19 protein-coding genes are annotated in these 16855 nt (G+C 72.6%); 17 read left to right on the plus strand and 2 right to left on the minus strand.

Annotated elements, in window-relative coordinates:
- Positions 1-163 precede the first annotated feature (163 nt).
- Positions 164-862: a class I SAM-dependent methyltransferase gene (locus AB0C69_RS00005; protein WP_360347661.1), complete on the minus strand. Its 699-nt coding sequence runs from the start codon at positions 860-862 to the stop codon at positions 164-166.
- Positions 863-991: 129 nt separating this feature from the next.
- On the opposite strand from AB0C69_RS00005, the gene AB0C69_RS00010 reads away from it, so the two are divergent.
- From AB0C69_RS00010 to AB0C69_RS00050, 9 genes are all read left to right on the plus strand, one after another.
- Positions 992-1879 (plus strand): sugar phosphate isomerase/epimerase, encoded by an 888-nt coding sequence (locus tag AB0C69_RS00010; protein ID WP_345185728.1) that lies wholly within the window; start codon positions 992-994, stop codon positions 1877-1879.
- Positions 1876-2475, plus strand: a complete 600-nt coding sequence (locus AB0C69_RS00015) for a TetR family transcriptional regulator (RefSeq protein WP_345185730.1) — start codon at positions 1876-1878, stop codon at positions 2473-2475. Before AB0C69_RS00010 ends, AB0C69_RS00015 begins: the two co-directional genes overlap by 4 nt.
- Before the next feature lie 102 nt (positions 2476-2577).
- A complete protein-coding gene (locus AB0C69_RS00020; RefSeq protein ID WP_345185733.1) occupies positions 2578-3330 on the plus strand; it encodes an ABC transporter ATP-binding protein in 753 nt (250 codons plus the stop codon).
- Positions 3327-4061, plus strand: a complete 735-nt coding sequence (locus AB0C69_RS00025) for an ABC transporter permease (protein WP_360347666.1) — start codon at positions 3327-3329, stop codon at positions 4059-4061. The genes AB0C69_RS00020 and AB0C69_RS00025 overlap by 4 nt, the downstream gene beginning before the upstream one ends.
- 110 nt (positions 4062-4171) lie before the next feature.
- Positions 4172-5344 (plus strand): LCP family protein, encoded by a 1173-nt coding sequence (locus AB0C69_RS00030; protein WP_360347669.1) that lies wholly within the window; start codon positions 4172-4174, stop codon positions 5342-5344.
- Between the two features lie 60 nt (positions 5345-5404).
- Positions 5405-6325: a proline dehydrogenase family protein gene (locus tag AB0C69_RS00035; protein WP_360347672.1), complete on the plus strand. Its 921-nt coding sequence runs from the start codon at positions 5405-5407 to the stop codon at positions 6323-6325.
- A gap of 101 nt (positions 6326-6426) precedes the next feature.
- Positions 6427-7221, plus strand: a complete 795-nt coding sequence (gene proC / locus AB0C69_RS00040) for a pyrroline-5-carboxylate reductase (protein WP_345185744.1) — start codon at positions 6427-6429, stop codon at positions 7219-7221.
- A gap of 68 nt (positions 7222-7289) precedes the next feature.
- Positions 7290-7724, plus strand: a complete 435-nt coding sequence (locus tag AB0C69_RS00045; RefSeq protein WP_360347676.1) for a hypothetical protein — start codon at positions 7290-7292, stop codon at positions 7722-7724.
- 136 nt (positions 7725-7860) lie between these two features.
- Positions 7861-8016: a hypothetical protein gene (locus tag AB0C69_RS00050; RefSeq protein WP_360347678.1), complete on the plus strand. Its 156-nt coding sequence runs from the start codon at positions 7861-7863 to the stop codon at positions 8014-8016.
- Here AB0C69_RS00050 and AB0C69_RS00055 read toward each other — a convergent pair.
- A complete protein-coding gene (locus AB0C69_RS00055) occupies positions 8013-9011 on the minus strand; it encodes an alpha/beta hydrolase (RefSeq protein ID WP_345185753.1) in 999 nt (332 codons plus the stop codon). The genes AB0C69_RS00050 and AB0C69_RS00055 overlap by 4 nt on opposite strands.
- Before the next feature lie 158 nt (positions 9012-9169).
- Here AB0C69_RS00055 and AB0C69_RS00060 point away from each other — a divergent pair, with 158 nt between their 5' ends.
- The 8 genes from AB0C69_RS00060 (at position 9170) to AB0C69_RS00095 (ending at position 16849) form a co-directional block, all read left to right on the plus strand.
- Positions 9170-10384 carry an acetoin utilization protein AcuC gene (locus tag AB0C69_RS00060; RefSeq protein WP_345185756.1) on the plus strand — a complete coding sequence of 405 codons (1215 nt, stop codon included), beginning with the start codon at positions 9170-9172 and terminating at the stop codon, positions 10382-10384.
- The gene (locus tag AB0C69_RS00065) at positions 10381-11250 is read left to right on the plus strand and encodes a phosphatase (protein ID WP_360347683.1); all 870 of its coding nucleotides are present in this window, start codon (positions 10381-10383) and stop codon (positions 11248-11250) included. Before AB0C69_RS00060 ends, AB0C69_RS00065 begins: the two co-directional genes overlap by 4 nt.
- Positions 11251-11611: 361 nt before the next feature.
- Positions 11612-11815, plus strand: coding sequence for a helix-turn-helix domain-containing protein (locus tag AB0C69_RS00070; RefSeq protein ID WP_021591693.1), 204 nt, complete (start codon positions 11612-11614; stop codon positions 11813-11815).
- A 371-nt stretch (positions 11816-12186) separates the two neighbouring features.
- Complete coding sequence (locus AB0C69_RS00075) at positions 12187-12285, plus strand: AURKAIP1/COX24 domain-containing protein (RefSeq protein WP_018654693.1); 99 nt, start codon at positions 12187-12189, stop codon at positions 12283-12285.
- 49 nt (positions 12286-12334) lie between these two features.
- On the plus strand, positions 12335-13330 hold the full coding sequence (locus tag AB0C69_RS00080) for an NAD-dependent epimerase/dehydratase family protein (RefSeq protein WP_345185812.1): 996 nt from the start codon (positions 12335-12337) through the stop codon (positions 13328-13330).
- Between the two features lie 32 nt (positions 13331-13362).
- Positions 13363-14310, plus strand: a complete 948-nt coding sequence (locus AB0C69_RS00085) for a lysophospholipid acyltransferase family protein (RefSeq protein WP_345185763.1) — start codon at positions 13363-13365, stop codon at positions 14308-14310.
- A gap of 30 nt (positions 14311-14340) precedes the next feature.
- Positions 14341-15507, plus strand: a complete 1167-nt coding sequence (locus AB0C69_RS00090; protein WP_360347688.1) for a low temperature requirement protein A — start codon at positions 14341-14343, stop codon at positions 15505-15507.
- A gap of 154 nt (positions 15508-15661) precedes the next feature.
- Positions 15662-16849 carry a cytochrome P450 gene (locus AB0C69_RS00095; RefSeq protein ID WP_360347691.1) on the plus strand — a complete coding sequence of 396 codons (1188 nt, stop codon included), beginning with the start codon at positions 15662-15664 and terminating at the stop codon, positions 16847-16849.
- Positions 16850-16855: the final 6 nt, after the last annotated feature.

A 16855-nucleotide genomic window follows, 5' to 3' on the forward strand; every position in this document is an offset into this window, starting at 1 on the left:
GGCGGCGCATGGCGCGGCGCTGGGCGACCAGCCCGGCGCCGGCGCCGGCCGCGCCGAGGGCGGTGGCGGCGAGGAGACCGCCGAGCGCCCTCCCGGCGGTGACTCGGCTCGTGGCGGCGCGACCCATGGTGCGTTCCTCCCGAATTCCCAACCGACTGGTAACTCAGGGGCAACGCCACCACAAATTCACGGCATAGTCCACCTCCAGGCCGGGGAGTTCGCGCAGGCAGGCGTCGGCGAGATCGCGGGGGAACTCGATCCGCAGGACGGCGGCCAGGTCCTCGCGGCTCTGGAACGCCCACCGGATCGTCAGCGCTTCCCGGTGGAAGCCGCGCCGCGTCCAGAACCGCTCGACGGCGCCGGGGTCGTACTTCGGCAGGCTCCGCTGGAACCAGCGGCCGAACGTGGAGCGGGTGGCGTCGTTGTCGATGATGAGGATCGCGCCGCCCCGCCGGACGACCCGGTCCAGTTCGGCGAGGCCCGGCTCGCATCCGGGGCCGAAGAAGTAGGCCCACCGCGCGTGGGCGACGTCGACGGACGCGTCCGGGAGCGGCAGCGCCTGCGCGGCGCCCGTGCGCACGGTGACGTGGGGAAGGTCCCGCGTGCGGCGCGCCGCGGCCGAGGCGAGGCCGGCGTGCGGCTCCACGCCGATCACCCGGCGCGCGTCCTCGGCGAAGAACGGCAGGTGGAAGCCGGTGCCGCAGCCGACGTCGAGGACGTCGGCGCCGTCCCAGGGGCGGATCGCGCGCATGGCGCCGGCCAGCACGCCGTCGGGGTCGACGGCGCGGTTCTCCAGCTCGTAGACCTGGGGGGAGTTCCAGATGTTGGGGCTGGGCACGGCGCCCCGCGCGATCTCGGCCACGGAGACAGAGGGTAGCCGCGCCGCGGGCGGAGCAAGCGAGATCACTCCCGGCGAGTGTTTCATCACGGCCGCGGCGGCATAGGCTCTCTTCTACGACACAGCCGAGCGATCATTCATGGCGAGGAAGCCTTGGCCCCGCAGCACAACGGCGCCCCTTCACCGGCGCTCCGCGTACCGGACGCGCCGATCACGCTCTCCACAGCGTCGGTGTACCCGGAGAAGGTCCCGAGCGCCTTCGAGATCGCCTCGCTGCTGGGCTACGACGGCATCGAGGTCATGGTCTCGACGGACGCCTCGTCGCAGGACCTGAACGTCCTGCGCCGGCTGTCGGACTACCACCAGGTCCCCATCAAGTCGATCCACGCGCCGTGCCTTCTGCTCACCCAGCGGGTCTGGGGGCGCGACCCCTGGGGCAAGCTGGTGCGCTCCAAGGACGTCGCCGAGGAACTGGGCGCCGAGGTCGTCGTCGTGCACCCGCCGTTCCGCTGGCAGCGCGACTACGCGAAGGAGTTCGTCGAGGGCCTCGCCCGGATGCAGGACGAGACGGACGTGCTGTTCGCGGTCGAGAACATGTTCCCGCTCAAGGCGCGCGGCGCCGAGGCGGGCATGTACCTGCCCGACTGGAACCCCGTCGACCAGGACTACCCGCACGTGACCCTCGACCTGTCGCACACCGCCGTCTCGGGGTCGGACGCCATCGACATGGCGGGGAGCCTGGGCGACCGTCTGCGCCACATCCACCTCGCCGACGGGGTCGGCATCACGAACAAGGACGAGCACCTCGTTCCCGGCCGGGGCAACCAGCCGTGCGGGACGATGCTGGAGAACCTCGCCGAGGGCGGGTTCAAGGGGCACATCGTCCTGGAGGTCAACACGCGGCGCGCGTCCAGCCGGATCGAGCGGATGGAGGACCTCGCCGAGGCCCTCGCGTTCGCGCGCCTGCACCTGGCCGCCGCCGCCCACACCTGGGAGGTCACCTCGGCCGGGGAGATCACCCGCCGGGGCGTGCGCCGGTGAGCGACCCCCGGGGCCGGACGCGGGGGCGGGGCCCGGGGCGCAGGCCCGGTCCGACGGAGACGCGCGAGAAGATCCTCGCCGCGGCGCGGGACCTGTTCGCCGAGAAGGGCTACGACGGCGCGTCGCTGCGCGCCATCGCCCGCGCCGCGGAGGTCGACCCCGCGCTCGTGCATCACTTCTTCGGCAACAAGGAGGGCGTGTTCGTCGAGGCGATGCGCTTCCCGGTGGACCCGTCGGTCCTGCTGCCGCGCATCATGTCGTTCCCTCCCGACCGACTCGGCGAGGGGCTGATCCGCACCTTCCTGCACGTCTGGGAGGACGACGAGCGCCGCGCCCCGCTGCTCGCGATGATCCGCTCGGCGATGACGAACGAGCGGGCGGCCGCGCTGCTGCGCGAGTTCGTCGCGTCCGCGCTGTTCGGGCGGGCCTCGCAGGCCACCGAGGCGTCGCCGCTCGGCATCCAGGCGGCCGCGGGCCAGATGATCGGCCTGATGGTCCTGCGCCACGTCCTGCGCGTCGAGCCGCTGGCATCCGCCTCCGAGGACGAGCTGATCGAGCTGGTGGCCCCGACCCTCCAGCGCTACCTCACCTCCTGAGCCCTCATCCCTCTCCGCCCCCGCGTCCCGGGCGGGTCCTCCCCTTTCCTGTGGGGCCTTCGGCCCCTTGACCGCGGTCTCGCACCGGCCTAAATTCAACACATGATGAGTTCTAGTCCGGCGGGCGGCGCGTCCGAGCCCGCGGTGCGGGTGCGCGACCTGCGGGTCGACCGGGGCGGCCGGGAGGTGCTGCACGGGATCACCTTCGACGTCCCGCGCGGTTCGATCGTGGGGCTGCTGGGCCCGAGCGGCTGCGGGAAGACGACCCTGATGCGGGCGCTCGTCGGCGTCCAGATCGTGCGGAGCGGCGCGGTGACCGTGCTCGGCGAGCCCGCCGGGTCGCCCGGCCTCCGGCGCCGCGTCGGGTACGCGACGCAGAGGCCGGCCGTCTACGCCGACCTGACCGTCGCCGAGAACCTGCGCTACTTCGCGTCCGTGCTGCGCGCCCCGCGCTCGGACGTGGCCCGCGTCATCGACGAGGTCGGGCTCGGCCGCAGCCGCGACCAGACGGCGGCGACGCTGTCGGGCGGGCAGCTCAGCCGCGTCAACCTCGCCGCGGCGCTGCTCGGCGCGCCCGAGCTGCTCGTCCTGGACGAGCCGACCGTGGGGCTCGACCCGGTGCTGCGGCAGGAGCTGTGGGAGCTGTTCCGCGAGCTCGCCGAACGGGGCGCCACGCTGGTCGTGTCCAGCCACGTCATGGACGAGGCGGGGCGCACCGACCGCCTGCTGCTGATGCGCGAGGGCGCGGTCCTCGCCGACGGCACCCCGGACGGCCTGCGCTCGCGCACCGGCGCCGCCGACCTCGAAGAGGCGTTCCTCCACCTGATCCACGAGAGGGCCGGGAGCCCGTCATGAGCACCGCGATCACCTTCGCCACGATGCGGCGCATCCTGGCGCAGCTCAAGCACGACCACCGCACGCTCGCCCTGCTGATCGGCGTGCCGACGCTGCTGATGATCCTGCTGCGGTACGTGTTCGACCAGCCGATGGTGTTCGACCGGATCGGGCCCATGCTGCTCGGCCTGTTCCCCTTCATCGTCATGTTCGTCGTGGCCAGCGTCGCCACCCTCCGCGAGCGCACCGGCGGCACCCTCGAACGGCTGATGACGATGCCGCTCGGCAAGCTCGACCTGCTGCTCGGCTACGCGCTGGCCTTCGGCCTGCTGGCGCTCGTCCAGGTCGCCGTGGTGCTGGCCGTCTCGCTGACGTGGCTCGGCCTCGATCTGAGCGGCTCGCTGGCGTCCCTGGTCCTGGTCTCCCTGCTGGACGCGCTGCTCGGCATGGCCCTCGGGCTGTTCGCCAGCGCGTTCGCCCGGACCGAGTTCCAGGCCGTCCAGTTCATGCCGGCGTTCGTCCTGCCGCAGCTGCTGCTCTGCGGCCTGATCGTCCCGCGCGCGGACATGGCGTCCTGGCTGCAGGCGATCGCGGACGTGCTGCCGCTGTCCTACGCGGTCGAGGGCATGCAGGAGATCAGCTCCAGCCCCGACTTCACCGGCACCCTGGCTCTGGACGTCTCCGTGATCGCCGGCTTCGTGGTGGTCGCGCTGCTGCTCGGGGCGGTCACGCTCCGCCGCCGGAGCGGGTGAGCGACCCGCGAACGGGGAGCCGGGTTTACACGGACGCCCCGTTGCGCCGCAACCGGACAGGTGGGCCGAAGTCGGCCATCCCTGCCGGGTGCTGCTGGTAGCTTCGCGCCATGACCTCCCCAGATCTTCACGGCTCTCCGGTGCCCCCGAGGCCCGACGAGGGGGCGCCCGAGCCCGCGGGGCCCGGGGTGCCGGGGGCACCGCAGGCCCCGGCGCCGGACGCCGACGCCGCGTTCTGGGGCGGCGGCCCGGACGGCGGCGCCGAGACGCGGCGCAGGCGGCGGTGGCCCCGCGTCCTGATCGCGGTCGGGGTGTTCGTGGCGCTGGTCGTGGCCGGGCTCGGCGGGCTGGCGTGGCAGCGGCAGTCGTCCTACAACGGCAACATCGACCGGCTCAAGGGCGTGATGCCGGACGACTCCCCGAACCGCCCGGGCGCGAACGTCGAGGGGACGGAGAACTGGCTGCTCGTCGGCTCGGACTCGCGGGCCGACGCGACGACCGGCGAGGGCAACCAGGTCTGGAAGCCGGGGCAGCAGCGCACCGACACGATCATGCTGCTGCACCTGCCGGCGGACCGGAAGAAGGCCTACATCGTCTCCTTCCCGCGCGACTCGTGGGTGGAGATCCCCGGCTACGGGCCGCAGAAGATCAACGCGGCGTTCTCGTTCGGCGGGCCGAAGCTGCTGATCGAGACCATGGAGAACCTCACCGGCATCCGCATCGACCACTACGGGGCGATCGACTTCGAGGGCTTCAAGTCGATGACGGACGCGCTCGGCGGCGTCACGGTCAACATCAAGCAGGGCGTGTACGACCCGGCGCGCAAGAAGCGCTGGGAGGCGGGACGGCAGAAGCTGAACGGCGAGGACGCGCTGCTGTTCGTCCGGCAGCGCTACAACCTGCCGAACGGCGACTTCGACCGGATCAAGCGGCAGCAGGCGTTCCTCGGCGCGCTCGCCAAGCAGGCCGCCGACCGGGGCACGCTCACCAACCCGCTCAAGCTCGACCGGTTCCTGTCGGCGCTCACCAAGTCGATCAGCGTGGACGAGGGGGTGTCGGCGGGCGACCTGCGCTCGCTGGCGCTCAGCATGCGCAGCGTCCGCGCGTCCGACGTGATGTTCATGACGCTTCCGCACAAGGGCACCGGCATGCGCAAGCGGCAGAGCGTCGTGTTCCTGGACGGGACGAAGGCGAAGGCCCTCTTCGAGGCGGTCAAGACCGCGCGGATGAAGGAGTACGTGCAGCAGTACGGCGCCGGGAACAGCCTCGGCACCGTGTCGTGAGCCCGGAGCCCCGGCGGCATAACCTGGGACGGTAGGCCCAGGGGACGAGGGGTTCGCACAGTGCTTCGTCAGGCGTTGCTGGTCGCGTCGCGCAGCGGAGGCGCGCGCAGAGTGGTGGAGACCGCGCCGTTCACCGGCGACGTGGTCCGCCGCTTCGTCGCCGGTGAGACGATCGACGACGCCCTGCGCGTCACGGCCGGGCTGACCGGCGAGGGCCTGCTCGTCAGCCTGGACGTCCTCGGCGAGGACACGCACGACGAGGGCCGCGCCGAGGCGAACGCCGCGCACTATGTCGAGCTTCTGGGACGGCTGGGCGCCGCCGGGTTCGGGACGCGCGCCGAGGTGTCGCTCAAGCTGTCGGCCATCGGGCGGACCTTCGACGAAGGACTCGCCCTGGAAAACGCGCGGCGGGTGTGCGCCGCCGCCCGCTCGGCCGGCACGACGGTCACCCTCGACATGGAGGAGCACACGGCCGTCGACACGACGCTGCGAGCCGTCCACGAACTGCGGCGGGACTACCCGGACGTGGGCGCGGTGGTCCAGGCGTATCTGCGTCGGGCAGAGGAACACTGCGCGGAACTGGCCTACGAGGGGTCGCGGGTAAGGCTGTGCAAGGGCGCCTACGCGGCGCCCGCGGCGGTCGCCTTCACCGACAAGGAGGAGGTCGACAGGTCGTACGTGCGGTGCATGAAGGTGCTGATGGCAGGCAAGGGGTACCCGATGCTGGCCACGCACGACCCCCGGCTCATCGAGATCGCCGGTGCGCTGGCGGTGCTGTACGACCGCGACGACGACAGCTTCGAGTACCAGATGCTCTATGGGATCCGCCCGCAGGAGCAGCGGCGCCTCGCCGCGGAGGGCGCCCAGGTCCGCGTCTACGTCGCCTACGGCCGCGAGTGGTACCAGTATTTCATGCGGCGGCTCGCCGAGCGGCCCGCCAACCTGCGCTTCTTCATGCGCTCCCTCATGGGGCGGTCCTAGGGCGGACCCGGGAGCGGCCCCGCGGCCGGTCGCCGGGCGGCGCCGACCGGCCCGGCGATAGGCTGGACCGGTCGTTTGGAACCCCACGTCAAGGTATGTCGATGATCGCGATTCTGGGTGCCGGGAAGATGGGCGAGGCGCTGCTGTCCGGAGTGCTCCGGGCCGGCCGCCGCCCGTCCGAGCTGATCGCCACCGCGCGCCGGGAGGAGCGGGGGGCGCTGCTGCGGGAGCGCTACGGCGTCGAGGTCGTGCCGAACGCGGAGGCCGCCGCGACGGCCGAGACCCTGGTCCTCGCGGTGAAGCCGCAGGACATGGGGGCCCTGCTGGACGAGGTCGGCCGGCACGTGCCGCCCGGCCGGCTGGTGATCTCGATGGCGGCGGGCATCACGACGGGGTTCGTCGAGGCGCGGCTGCCGGAGGGGGTGCCGGTCGTCCGCGTCATGTCGAACACGCCCGTCCACGTGGACGAGGCGATGAGCGTCATCTCGCCCGGGTCGCACGCGGGCGAGGAGCACCTGAAGCTGGCCGAGGAGCTGCTGTCGCCGGTCGGCAAGGTGCTGCGCATCCCCGAGTCGCTCCAGGACGGCGCCACCGCCCTGTCCGGCAGCGGGCCGGCGTACTTCTACTACCTCGTCGAGGCGATGGTGGACGCGGGCATCCTGCTCGGCATGCCGCGCGCCGCCGCGCTGGAGATGGTCATCCAGTCGGCGGTCGGCGCCGCGATCATGCTCCGCGACTCCGGGGAGCACCCGGTGCTGCTGCGCGAGGCCGTGACGTCCCCGGGCGGGACGACGATCTCGGCGATCCGCGAGCTGGAGCGGCACGGCGTCAGGGCCGCCGTCCTGGAGGCCATCGAGGCGGCCCGCAACCGGGGACGCGAGCTCGCGAGCGGCTGACGCCGTGACGGCGGCCCGTGATCGCCCGGAGCGTTGAGCCGGGCCGCGGCCGCGTCCGTGTAAGAGGTATGGGACTCATCATCCGCCTGATCGTCGCCGCCGGGCTGGCGGCCGACGCGATCGTGCACTGGAAGTTCGCGCCCGACATGGCCTTCGTGCGGGGCGGCTCCATCGACGGTGACCTGCTGTTCCGCCTCCAGGCCGCGGTCGCCGGGGTGGTCGCGGTGATCGTCCTGACCTACGCGACCCGCTGGGCGTACGCGCTCGCCTTCCTCGTCGCGGCCAGTGCGGCGGGCGCCGTCGTGCTCTACTACTACGTCGACGCGGGCGCGCTCGGCCCGCTGCCGGACATGCACGAACCCGTCTGGTACCTCGAGAAGACGATCAGCCTTGCCGGCGAGGGCGGCGCGGCGCTGGCCGCGCTGGTGGGCTTCCTCACCACCGGCCGCGGCCGCCGCGCGGGCGACGAGACCCTCGACCCCGAGCCCGCCGGCCGCTTCTGACCCGGAGCCGCGAACGCGCGATGCGGACTGAGCGTGACGAGGTCCGTGCGGGGCGTAGGAAAAGATCATTATTTCGGCGGCATGGCCGGGGCCACCCGGCTACCATCGATTTGATCTTGGAGTTCTGGGGGCCCGGATGGATGAACGGCGCGAACGTCCGAGCGGGACGCCGCTCCCGGCGTCCGCCCTGCACAGGGCGCTGCTCAGGGCGCGGGTCCCGCGCTTCATGGCCGACCACGCGGCCGCCCTGCTGGCCGGGCTCCTGGCGAAGCGGCCGGACCGCCGGGACTAGGCGGCCTTGGAGCGCTTCCTCGCCCGGGGGTGCTTGCCCGTCCCGCCCGTGACGGTCCGGACGAAGTGGGCGGCGTCCCGCATGGCGGCGCTCGCTTCCGGGAGGACGCGGTTCAGGATCTGGAAGACGTGCATCTGCCCCTTCCAGATCTGGAGGTCGCAGTGGGCGCCGGCGCGGCGCAGGGCGTCGGCGAACGCCTCGGCCTCGGTGCGCAGGACCTCGGCGCCGCCCACCTGGATGAGGACGGGCGGCATGTCGTTCCAGGCGCAGGTGAGCAGGGCCAGCCGCGGGTCCGCGAACCCGGTCGGACCGACGACGAGGCGTGCGACCCGGCGCGCCGACGACGCGCTGATGTAGGGGTCGCGGGCGCGGCTCTGCGCGCCCATCGACAGCTCGCAGGTCAGGTCGACCCACGGGGAGAACAGCATGAGCCCGGCCGGGCCCGGCAGGCCCTGGCGGCACAGCTCGCCGGTCAGCGCGGCGGACAGGTGCCCGCCCGCCGAGTCGCCCGCGAGGACGATGCCGGACGCCGGCACGCCCCGCGCGAGCAGCCAGCGGTAGGCGGCGACGGCGTCCTCCAGCGGCGCCGGGAACGGGTGCTCGGGCGCGAGCCGGTACCGGGGGGCGAGGATCGGCAGGCCCGTGTCGAGCGCGAGCCGCGAGGTGATGGGGCGGTGGGTGCGGGGCGAGCAGAAGACGTAGCCGCCGCCGTGCAGGTAGAGGACGGCGCCGGGGGCGTTCTCCTCCGCGGCGTCGCGCGGAACGATCCACTCGCCCCTGACCGGGAGGCCGCCGTCGTCCCCGGGCGCGGGGGCGTTCAGCGACTCGACCCGCACGTTCGGGCTGTGTCGCAGCAGCAGGGACGCGGCGTCCACCGTCGAGCGCGCGGTGCGGATGCTCGTCGCGTGGCCGGGCATGTAGTGCAGGAACGGGCGGACGCTCAGACGGAGCGCGTTGCTGATCGCTCGGCTTCGAACGCTCGGGTCGCCGTCCATTTGCACCCCCCGGAGGAGATATCTGCCTGACGGATGTATGCCCGTTTCCGGCATGTAACTCACGTCACAGATATGTTGCGGCGGCGAGCTCGGGGCGGGGCGTCGCGGGGCGGGAGCCTGTGGGCCAGGTCACATGCCCTGCGCGATACCGTGAGGTCATGAGCAGTTCCGATTCGTCCCAGTCCGCCGGTCCCGAGAACTGCGGCCTGGAGATCTTCTGGGACGAGCGGCTCATCTCCTACGACTTCGGCCCCGGCCATCCCATGAACCCCGTGCGGGTCGAGCTGACGATGGCGCTCGCCCGCGGGCTCGGCGTCCTGGACCGCCCGAACGTGCGGGTCTCGGCGTTCGAGGCCGCGGACGACAAGCTGCTCCGGCTCGTCCACGAGGAGTCCTACATCGCGGCGGTCAAGCACTCCGGCGCCACCGGGCTGCCGGAGCTCGGGCACGGCCTCGGCACCCCCGACAACCCGGTGTTCCTCGGCATGCACGAGGCGTCCGCCCTGGTCGCGGGCGCGTCGGTGGCCGCCGCCGAGGCGGTGTGGACGGGCCGCGCCGAGCACGCCGCGAACATCTCGGGCGGCCTGCACCACGCGCTGAGCGACGCCGCCAGTGGGTTCTGCGTCTACAACGACCCGGCCGTCGCGATCGCGTGGCTCCTGGAGAACGGGGCCGAGCGCGTCGCGTACGTCGACATCGACGTCCACCACGGCGACGGCGTCCAGGCCGCCTTCTACGACGACCCGCGCGTGCTGACGATCAGCCTCCACGAGTCGCCGCGGACGCTGTTCCCCGGCACCGGCTTTCCCGACGAGACCGGCGCGGACGGCACCTCGGTCAACATCTCGCTCCCGCCCGGCACCGGCGACCGGCCGTGGCTGCGCGCGTTCGAGGCGATCGTCCCGCCGCTGCTGCGCCGGTTCCGCCCGGACGTCCTCGTCACCCAGCAGGGCGCCGACGGCCACGCGCTGGACCCGCTCGCCCATCTGATCCTCAGCGTGGACGGGCAGCGGACGGCGTACGCGATGCTGCACCGGCTGGCGCACGAGACGGCCGGCGGCCGGTGGGTCCTCACCGGCGGCGGCGGCTACGAGCTGGTGCAGGTCGTCCCGCGGGCGTGGACGCACCTGCTCGCCGAGGCGGCGGGCGGCCCCGTCCCGCCGGGCACCGCGACCCCGGACGACTGGCGCGAGTTCGTCCGGCAGCGGACCGAGGAGATCGCCCCGCGCCGCATGACGGACGGGACGGAGACGGTGGAGATCAGCAGGTGGGGGGACGGGTACGACCCCGGCAGCCCCGTGGACCAGGCGGTCCTGGCGACGCGCCGCGCGGTGTTCCCCGAGCACGGCCTCGACCCGATGACCGACGAGTGAACCGGCCCGCTCCGGCGTCCGGAGGCCCGGCGCCGACCAGGGACGAGCTGCGCGCCCACCTCGTCCGGACGATGATCGCCGGCGACGTGGCCACGCCGCGCCAGAACAACCTGCTGCACTACCGGCGGATGGCCAACGGCAACCCGTACTACCAGTTCGGCCTGGAGCTGAAGCCTTCGTGGTCGGAGCGGTCCGTGCTGGAGATGATGGTGGAGCGGTGCGGCGTCCACCCCGATCCGATGCACCTGTACGGGGACGACACCATCGATCCCGAGATCACCCTCGACACGCTGGAGGCGATGGGGGAGCGCATCGGCCTCGCGGCCCGGCGCGGGGAGAGCGTGCTCCTCGCGACCGGGCATCCGTCCACGCTGACGCCGCTGTACCAGGCGGTCGCGCGGGCGCTGGAGGAGGCGGGCTGCCGGGTGCTGACGCCCGCGGCCGGCTGGACCTACGAGGTCGACGCCGGGTACGGCGGCTCGGAGCTGCGCCGCATCGTCTACGCCGCCCCGGGCGTCGCGATGCTGGAGGGCGAGGACCTCCGCACGCACCACACGCACGACTCGCGCCCGATGGAGGCCATGCTCAGCGAGCTGGCCGATAGCGGGTCCGAGGAAAATGTGGAAGCTAAACCACATATTTGGCCGGATCTGGCCATCGCCGACCACGGGTGGGCCGGAGCGGCCGGGCAGGCGGGCATCGACACCGTGGGGTTCGCGGACTGTAACGACCCGGCCCTGTTCGCCGGGGCCGCCGAAGGCAAGATCGACGTGGTCGTCCCGCTCGACGACGGCGTCTCCGCGCCCCACTACGCGCCCCTGACCGCCTACATCCTTGATCGCGCGGGCCTGCGGCCGTCCGGCTGAGCCCCCGATCCGGAGGCTTACTCCGTGGGGACGCCTGGGTGGCGACCGCTCGCCTGTCACGCCCTGTGACAGGGTTGCCGTAACGGGGCGCATGGGCTTGCCGAGAGGCATCTGACGCTGCGGAACCGAAGGTCGTTTCGTGGTTTTGGTTAACAAATTTTCGTCACGACACGCGCGGTGCCGTCGCGTCCACCCTCTGTAAGGAATCAGCACTGTATCCCCGGGGTCAGGTCGGGTACGGAAATGTGCGGAACTCCCCTCTTGCGACTGCCGGTACGCGATTTACGCTGGAGGAAGTACACGTGCGTGATCAAAGTCACCCGAAGGGCCGGTGCGCGGCACGTGTGGAAGAGGGCGTCCGATGACCTCAGGCGAGCGACCTCTCAGTGAGGTCAGGTTCCTGACCGTCGCCGAAGTGGCGGCGGTGATGCGGGTGTCCAAGATGACCGTCTACCGCCTCGTCCACTCGGGCGAGCTCCCCGCGATCCGCGTGGGCCGCTCGTTCCGGGTTCCCGAGCAGGCCGTCCACGATTACCTGCGCGACGCGTACATCGAAGCCGGATAACGGGTAGGGGCGGGGCATGACCCCGCCGCGAACTCAGCACCCGGCCGCGCAGGGGGCGTCGGGAGGGCCCCGAGGGGCCGTCCCGAAGCTGGGGAAGAAGGACGAGGACCGGCAGAGCGGTCCGGACACCGAACGGACGGGCGATGGCCGGCGGCCACGCCCGCCCGGAAGGGACGGTGCCCGGCGCCGTGCGACGCGCGGTGCCGGCCGCCGTCCGCGCCGGTCGTCCCCGGGCCGCGGGGCAGGCCGCGGCATGATCTCCACCCACGCAGCGGTACCCTGGGGCCTCGGACCGTGCGCGCCTACCGAGACTCGCTCTCCGGCGGCACGCAGGTCTCCTGCACATCACCCGAGACTCCGAGCGAGGTTCCGTGGGCTCTGTCATCAAGAAGCGCCGCAAGAGGATGGCCAAGAAGAAGCACCGCAAGCTTCTGAAGAAGACGCGCATCCAGCGCCGCAACAAGAAGTAGCGACCACACCGGCCGTCCAGCCGTGAAGGGGTAGGGCCCAGTGTCGTCCATGCCCGCCGCCGCGGCCCGTGTCGTCCTCGTCACGGGCGTCTCCCGTTTCCTGGGGGCGCGGGTCGCGAACACCCTGCAAGCCGACCCGGGGATCGAGCGTGTCATCGGGGTGGACACGGTGCCGCCGGCCGAGTCGCTCGGCCGCACCGAGTTCGTCCGGGTCGACATCCGCACGCCCGGCATCGCGAAGATCATCTCGTCGGCCGCGGTGGACACGGTGGTGCACCTCAACCTGGTGACGTCCTCGTCGGTTCCGCGGGCGAAGGTCAAGGAGCTGAACGTCATCGGGACGATGCAGCTCCTCGCGGCCTGCCAGCGCTCGCCCGACATGCGCAAGCTGGTCGTCCGGTCGTCGGCCGCCGTCTACGGCTCCTCTCCGATGGACCCGGCCGTGTTCACCGAGCGGGACGAGCCCGTCGAGGCGCCCAGGTCCGGCTACGCCAAGGACGCCGTCGAGGTCGAGGGCTACGTCCGCGGGCTGATGCGGCGACGCTCCGACCTGGCCGTGTCGGTGCTGCGGTTCGCGAACTTCCTCGGGCCCGGCGTCGACTCGCCTCTCACCCGGTACCTGCGCCTCCCGGTCGTCCCGACCGTGCTCGGGTTCGACCCGCGGTTGCAGTTCGTCCACGAGGACGACGGCGTCGAGGTGCTGAGGCGCATGACGGTCGAGGACCACCCCGGCTGCTACAACGTCGCCGGGGACGGCGTGCTGCTGCTGTCGCAGGCCCTGCGCCGGGCCGGGCGGCCGTACCTGCCGGTCCCGTCGCCGTCCATCGCGGTCCTCGGCGACATGGGGCGCCGCTTCGCTGGCCTGTCGGGGTTCTCGCCCGAGCTGCTGCGCTGGCTGACCTACGGCCGGGTCCTCGACACCACCGCGCTGGAGCGCGAGCTGGCGTGGCACCCGAAGTACAGCTCCGAGGCCGCCTTCGCCGACTTCGCCGCCGCCCGCGGCTTCGTCCGCGGCGGCCTGACGGCCCTGCTGGGACGGACCTGACCCGTTTGGACCCGCCTGAGAGGAGAGCCGAGATGATGGACGACGCGCACCCCGGGGACGACGAGGGCGCGCAGGTCATCCGGCTCGCCTCGGTCCGCGAGGACGCCCCGGGCGGGGAACCGCCCGGCGACGACCGGCCGCCCGAGCGCGGCGGGTTCGAGCAGGCCCTGGCGTCCGGGCTGGCGTTCCTGCGGCGCCGGCTGACGGGCGAGTACGAGATCGACGAGTTCGGCTACGACCCCGAGTTCAACTCCACCGTCCTGCTGCCGCTGGCCCGAGCCCTCTACGAGCACTGGTTCCGCGTCGAACTCGACGGGCTGGACAACATCCCCGAGGGCGGCGCCCTCCTCGTGGCCAACCACTCCGGCACGATCCCCCTCGACGCGCTCATGCTGTCGGTCGCCCTGCACGACCACGCCGGCCGGCAGGTCCGCCTCCTCGGCGCCGACCTCGTCTACCAGATCCCCTTGCTCGGGCATCTGTCCCGCAAGGCCGGTCACACGCTCGCCTGCCAGGCCGACGCCGCCCGCCTGCTCGCCAAGGGCGAGCTGGTCGGCGTCTTCCCCGAGGGCTTCAAGGGCGTCGGCAAGCCCTTCTCCGAGCGCTACAAGCTCCAGCGCTTCGGCCGCGGCGGCTTCGTCGGCACCGCGCTGCGCGCCGGGGTCCCGATCGTGCCCTGCGCCATCGTCGGCGCGGAGGAGATCTACCCCAAGATCGCCGACCTGCGTCCGCTGGCCCGCCTCCTCGGCCTCCCCTACTTCCCGATCACGCCGACGTTCCCGCTGCTCGGCCCCGCCGGGCTCGTCCCGCTCCCGTCCAAGTGGGTGATCCGGTTCGGCGAGCCGATGACGCTGGACGGCTACGACGCGGACGCCGCCGACGACCCCATGACGGTCTTCGAGATCACCGACCATGTGCGCGAGAACGTCCAGCACATGCTCTACGAGACGCTGCTGCGCCGGGGCCCCGCCTTTCTCTGACCGGTCGTGGGCGGCCCTAGAGTGTGCGCCATGCCGCTCCGCAGCCGCATGGTCGCTCGCGACCTGGGCGAACCCCACCGCGTCTCCAGCCCCCTGGAACTGCTCTTCGACCTGACGTTCGTCGCGGCGGTCTCCCAGGCCGCCGGACGGTTCGCCCACGCCGTCGAGAGCGGCCACGTGGGCGACTCGCTCGCGCCGTTCCTCATGACGTTCTTCGCGATCTGGTGGGCGTGGATGAACTTCACGTGGTTCGCCTCCGCCTACGACACCGACGACGTCCCGTACCGGCTCTTGACGTTCGTGCAGATGGCGGGCGTCCTCGTCCTCGCGGCCGGGGTCCCCGACGCGTTCGACGGAGACTTCACCACCGTCACGATCGGCTACCTCGTCATGCGGGTCGGCCTCGTCGCCCTCTGGCTGCGCGCGGCCGCCGCGCATCCCGAGGGCCGGGCCACGGCCCTGCGGTACGCGATCGGCCTGTCCATCGTCCAGGTGTTCTGGGTGGCGCGGCTCGCCCTGCCAGACCAGGGCCCGATGTGGGTGTTCTTCGTCTGCGCGGCGCTCGACCTGGCCGTCCCGCCGGTCGCGGAGCGGCCCGGCATGACGACCTGGCACCCCCACCACATCGCCGAGCGGTACGGGCTGTTCACCATCATTCTGCTGGGGGAGAGCGTGCTCGCCTCCACGAACGCGGTGCAGGACGCCGTGAAGCGCGGCGTGGGCGGTGAGCTCGTCACGATCGCCCTCGCCGGGCTCGCCATCCTGTTCGCGATCTGGTGGATCTACTTCTCCGAGCCGGCGGGCGAGGGCCTGGAACGGCGCCGCGACCGGTCCTTCCTGTGGGGATACGGCCACTACTTCGTCTTCGCCGCGCTCGCCGCCCTCGGCGCCGGCCTGGAGACCGCGGTGGCCTCCTCCGGTCATCACATCGAGGCGGGCGCCCGGCTGGTGGCCGCCTCCGTCGCCGTCCCCGTCGCCGTCGTGCTGGTCATGCTGTGGGCGCTGCACGCCCCGATGCGGCGCATGAACACGCATCCGGGGCTCCTCGTCGCCACGGCCGTCCTGGTGCTCCTCACGATCTTCGCCGCACCCGCCCTGGGCATCCCGGGGACCCTCCTCCTGACGGCCGCGCTCCTGGCGCTCCTCATCACCGCCACATACGCCCGTCCCGCGCCGAAACCCGCGCCGTCGACGTAGGACCCCCGAGTTGATCTACGACGGGGGTCGGCCGACTCCTGGTCTCGCGTCCGGGCCCTCTTCGCTGCTGAACTGTCCTCCTCGTGACGGGCGGGCGGTCCTGGACGAGGCGTGTCATCCTGGCCAGCGGGAGACACTCCGTGGGGAGGCCGTGATGCGGGACGGGACGGAACGCGGCGAGGCAGGCGGCCCGCAGGTGGACTTCGACCCGTTCGCCGGGCCGCGGCCCGCCGGGACGGCCCACGCGCGGATGGACGAGCTGCGGGAGACGCATCCGGCGTTCCGCAGCACCGCCGGGCCGGGGTTCTGGGTGCTGACGCGGTACGACGACATCCTCGCCGCCTTCCAGGACCCGGGGACGTTCTCCAGCCGCGCGATCGCCGTCATCGACCCCGACCCGGCGCACCAGTGGATCCCGGTCATGCTGGACCCGCCGCTGCACACGACGTGGCGGCGGTTACTGCGGCCGTTCTTCACCCCCGTCGCCGCCGCCGTGCTCCGGGAGCGGATCACCCGGCACTGCGCCGCCCTGATCGACGGTTTCGCGTCCCGCGGCTCCTGCGACTTCGTCACCGACTTCGCGCGCCTCTTCCCCACCGCCATCTTCCTGGAACTCGTCGGCCTGCCCACCGAGCGGCTGGAGGAGTTCCTCGGGTGGGAGCGCGCCATCCTGCACTCGCGGCCCTCCACCGGCGACCGGGCCGAGGCCATGGGGGCGCTGACGGCCTGCCTCGGCGAACTCATCCGGGACCGCCGCGCCCGTCCGCGCGAAGACCTGGTCAGCGCCGCGACCGGGTTCGCCGTCGACGGGCGGCCCGTCACCGACGACGAGCTGCTCCAGCTGTGCGTCCTGCTCTTCCTCGCCGGTCTCGACACCGTCGCCGCCCAGCTGTCCTACACCTTCTGGCACCTGGCGAGGGAGGACGCCGACCGCGTCCGCATCGCCTCCGACCCCGACGTCGTCCCGGACGCGATCGAGGAGTTCCTCCGCGTCTACGCGCCCGTCCTGCCCGCCCGCAAGCTCACCCGCGACGTCGAGGTGCGCGGCTGCCCGATGAGGGCGGGGGAGATGGTCATGCTGCCGACCGGCATGGCGACCCGCGACCCCCGCGCCGTGCCCGCCGCCTCCACCGTCGACATCGACCGCCCGCCGGCCCGCCACCTCGCCTTCGGCGCGGGTCCGCACCGCTGTCTCGGCGCGCACCTGGCCCGGCTCGAACTCCAGATCGCGCTGCGCGAATGGCACGCCCGGATACCGGACTACCGCGTCGCCCCCGGCGCCGAGCCCCTGGAGCACGCGAGCCTCGTCCTGGGGCTGGACACGCTGCCTCTGGCCTGGTGACTTTCA

The organism is Actinomadura sp. NPDC048032, assembly GCF_040653175.1.
Lineage (GTDB): Bacteria > Actinomycetota > Actinomycetes > Streptosporangiales > Streptosporangiaceae > Spirillospora > Spirillospora verrucosospora.

Bases quoted from the DNA above. Each gene is read 5' to 3' on its own strand.
- AB0C69_RS00020 (WP_345185733.1), top strand. From the start codon at position 2,578: ATGATGAGTTCTAGTCCGGCGGGCGGCGCGTCCGAGCCCGCGGTGCGG.
- AB0C69_RS00025 (WP_360347666.1), top strand. From the start codon at position 3,327: ATGAGCACCGCGATCACCTTCGCCACGATGCGGCGCATCCTGGCGCAG.
- AB0C69_RS00030 (WP_360347669.1), top strand. From the start codon at position 4,172: ATGACCTCCCCAGATCTTCACGGCTCTCCGGTGCCCCCGAGGCCCGAC.
- proC (WP_345185744.1), top strand. From the start codon at position 6,427: ATGATCGCGATTCTGGGTGCCGGGAAGATGGGCGAGGCGCTGCTGTCC.
- AB0C69_RS00045 (WP_360347676.1), top strand. From the start codon at position 7,290: ATGGGACTCATCATCCGCCTGATCGTCGCCGCCGGGCTGGCGGCCGAC.
- AB0C69_RS00050 (WP_360347678.1), top strand. From the start codon at position 7,861: ATGGATGAACGGCGCGAACGTCCGAGCGGGACGCCGCTCCCGGCGTCC.
- AB0C69_RS00055 (WP_345185753.1), bottom strand. From the start codon at position 9,011: ATGGACGGCGACCCGAGCGTTCGAAGCCGAGCGATCAGCAACGCGCTC.
- AB0C69_RS00060 (WP_345185756.1), top strand. From the start codon at position 9,170: ATGAGCAGTTCCGATTCGTCCCAGTCCGCCGGTCCCGAGAACTGCGGC.
- AB0C69_RS00070 (WP_021591693.1), top strand. From the start codon at position 11,612: ATGACCTCAGGCGAGCGACCTCTCAGTGAGGTCAGGTTCCTGACCGTC.
- AB0C69_RS00080 (WP_345185812.1), top strand. From the start codon at position 12,335: ATGCCCGCCGCCGCGGCCCGTGTCGTCCTCGTCACGGGCGTCTCCCGT.
- AB0C69_RS00085 (WP_345185763.1), top strand. From the start codon at position 13,363: ATGATGGACGACGCGCACCCCGGGGACGACGAGGGCGCGCAGGTCATC.
- AB0C69_RS00090 (WP_360347688.1), top strand. From the start codon at position 14,341: ATGCCGCTCCGCAGCCGCATGGTCGCTCGCGACCTGGGCGAACCCCAC.
- AB0C69_RS00095 (WP_360347691.1), top strand. From the start codon at position 15,662: ATGCGGGACGGGACGGAACGCGGCGAGGCAGGCGGCCCGCAGGTGGAC.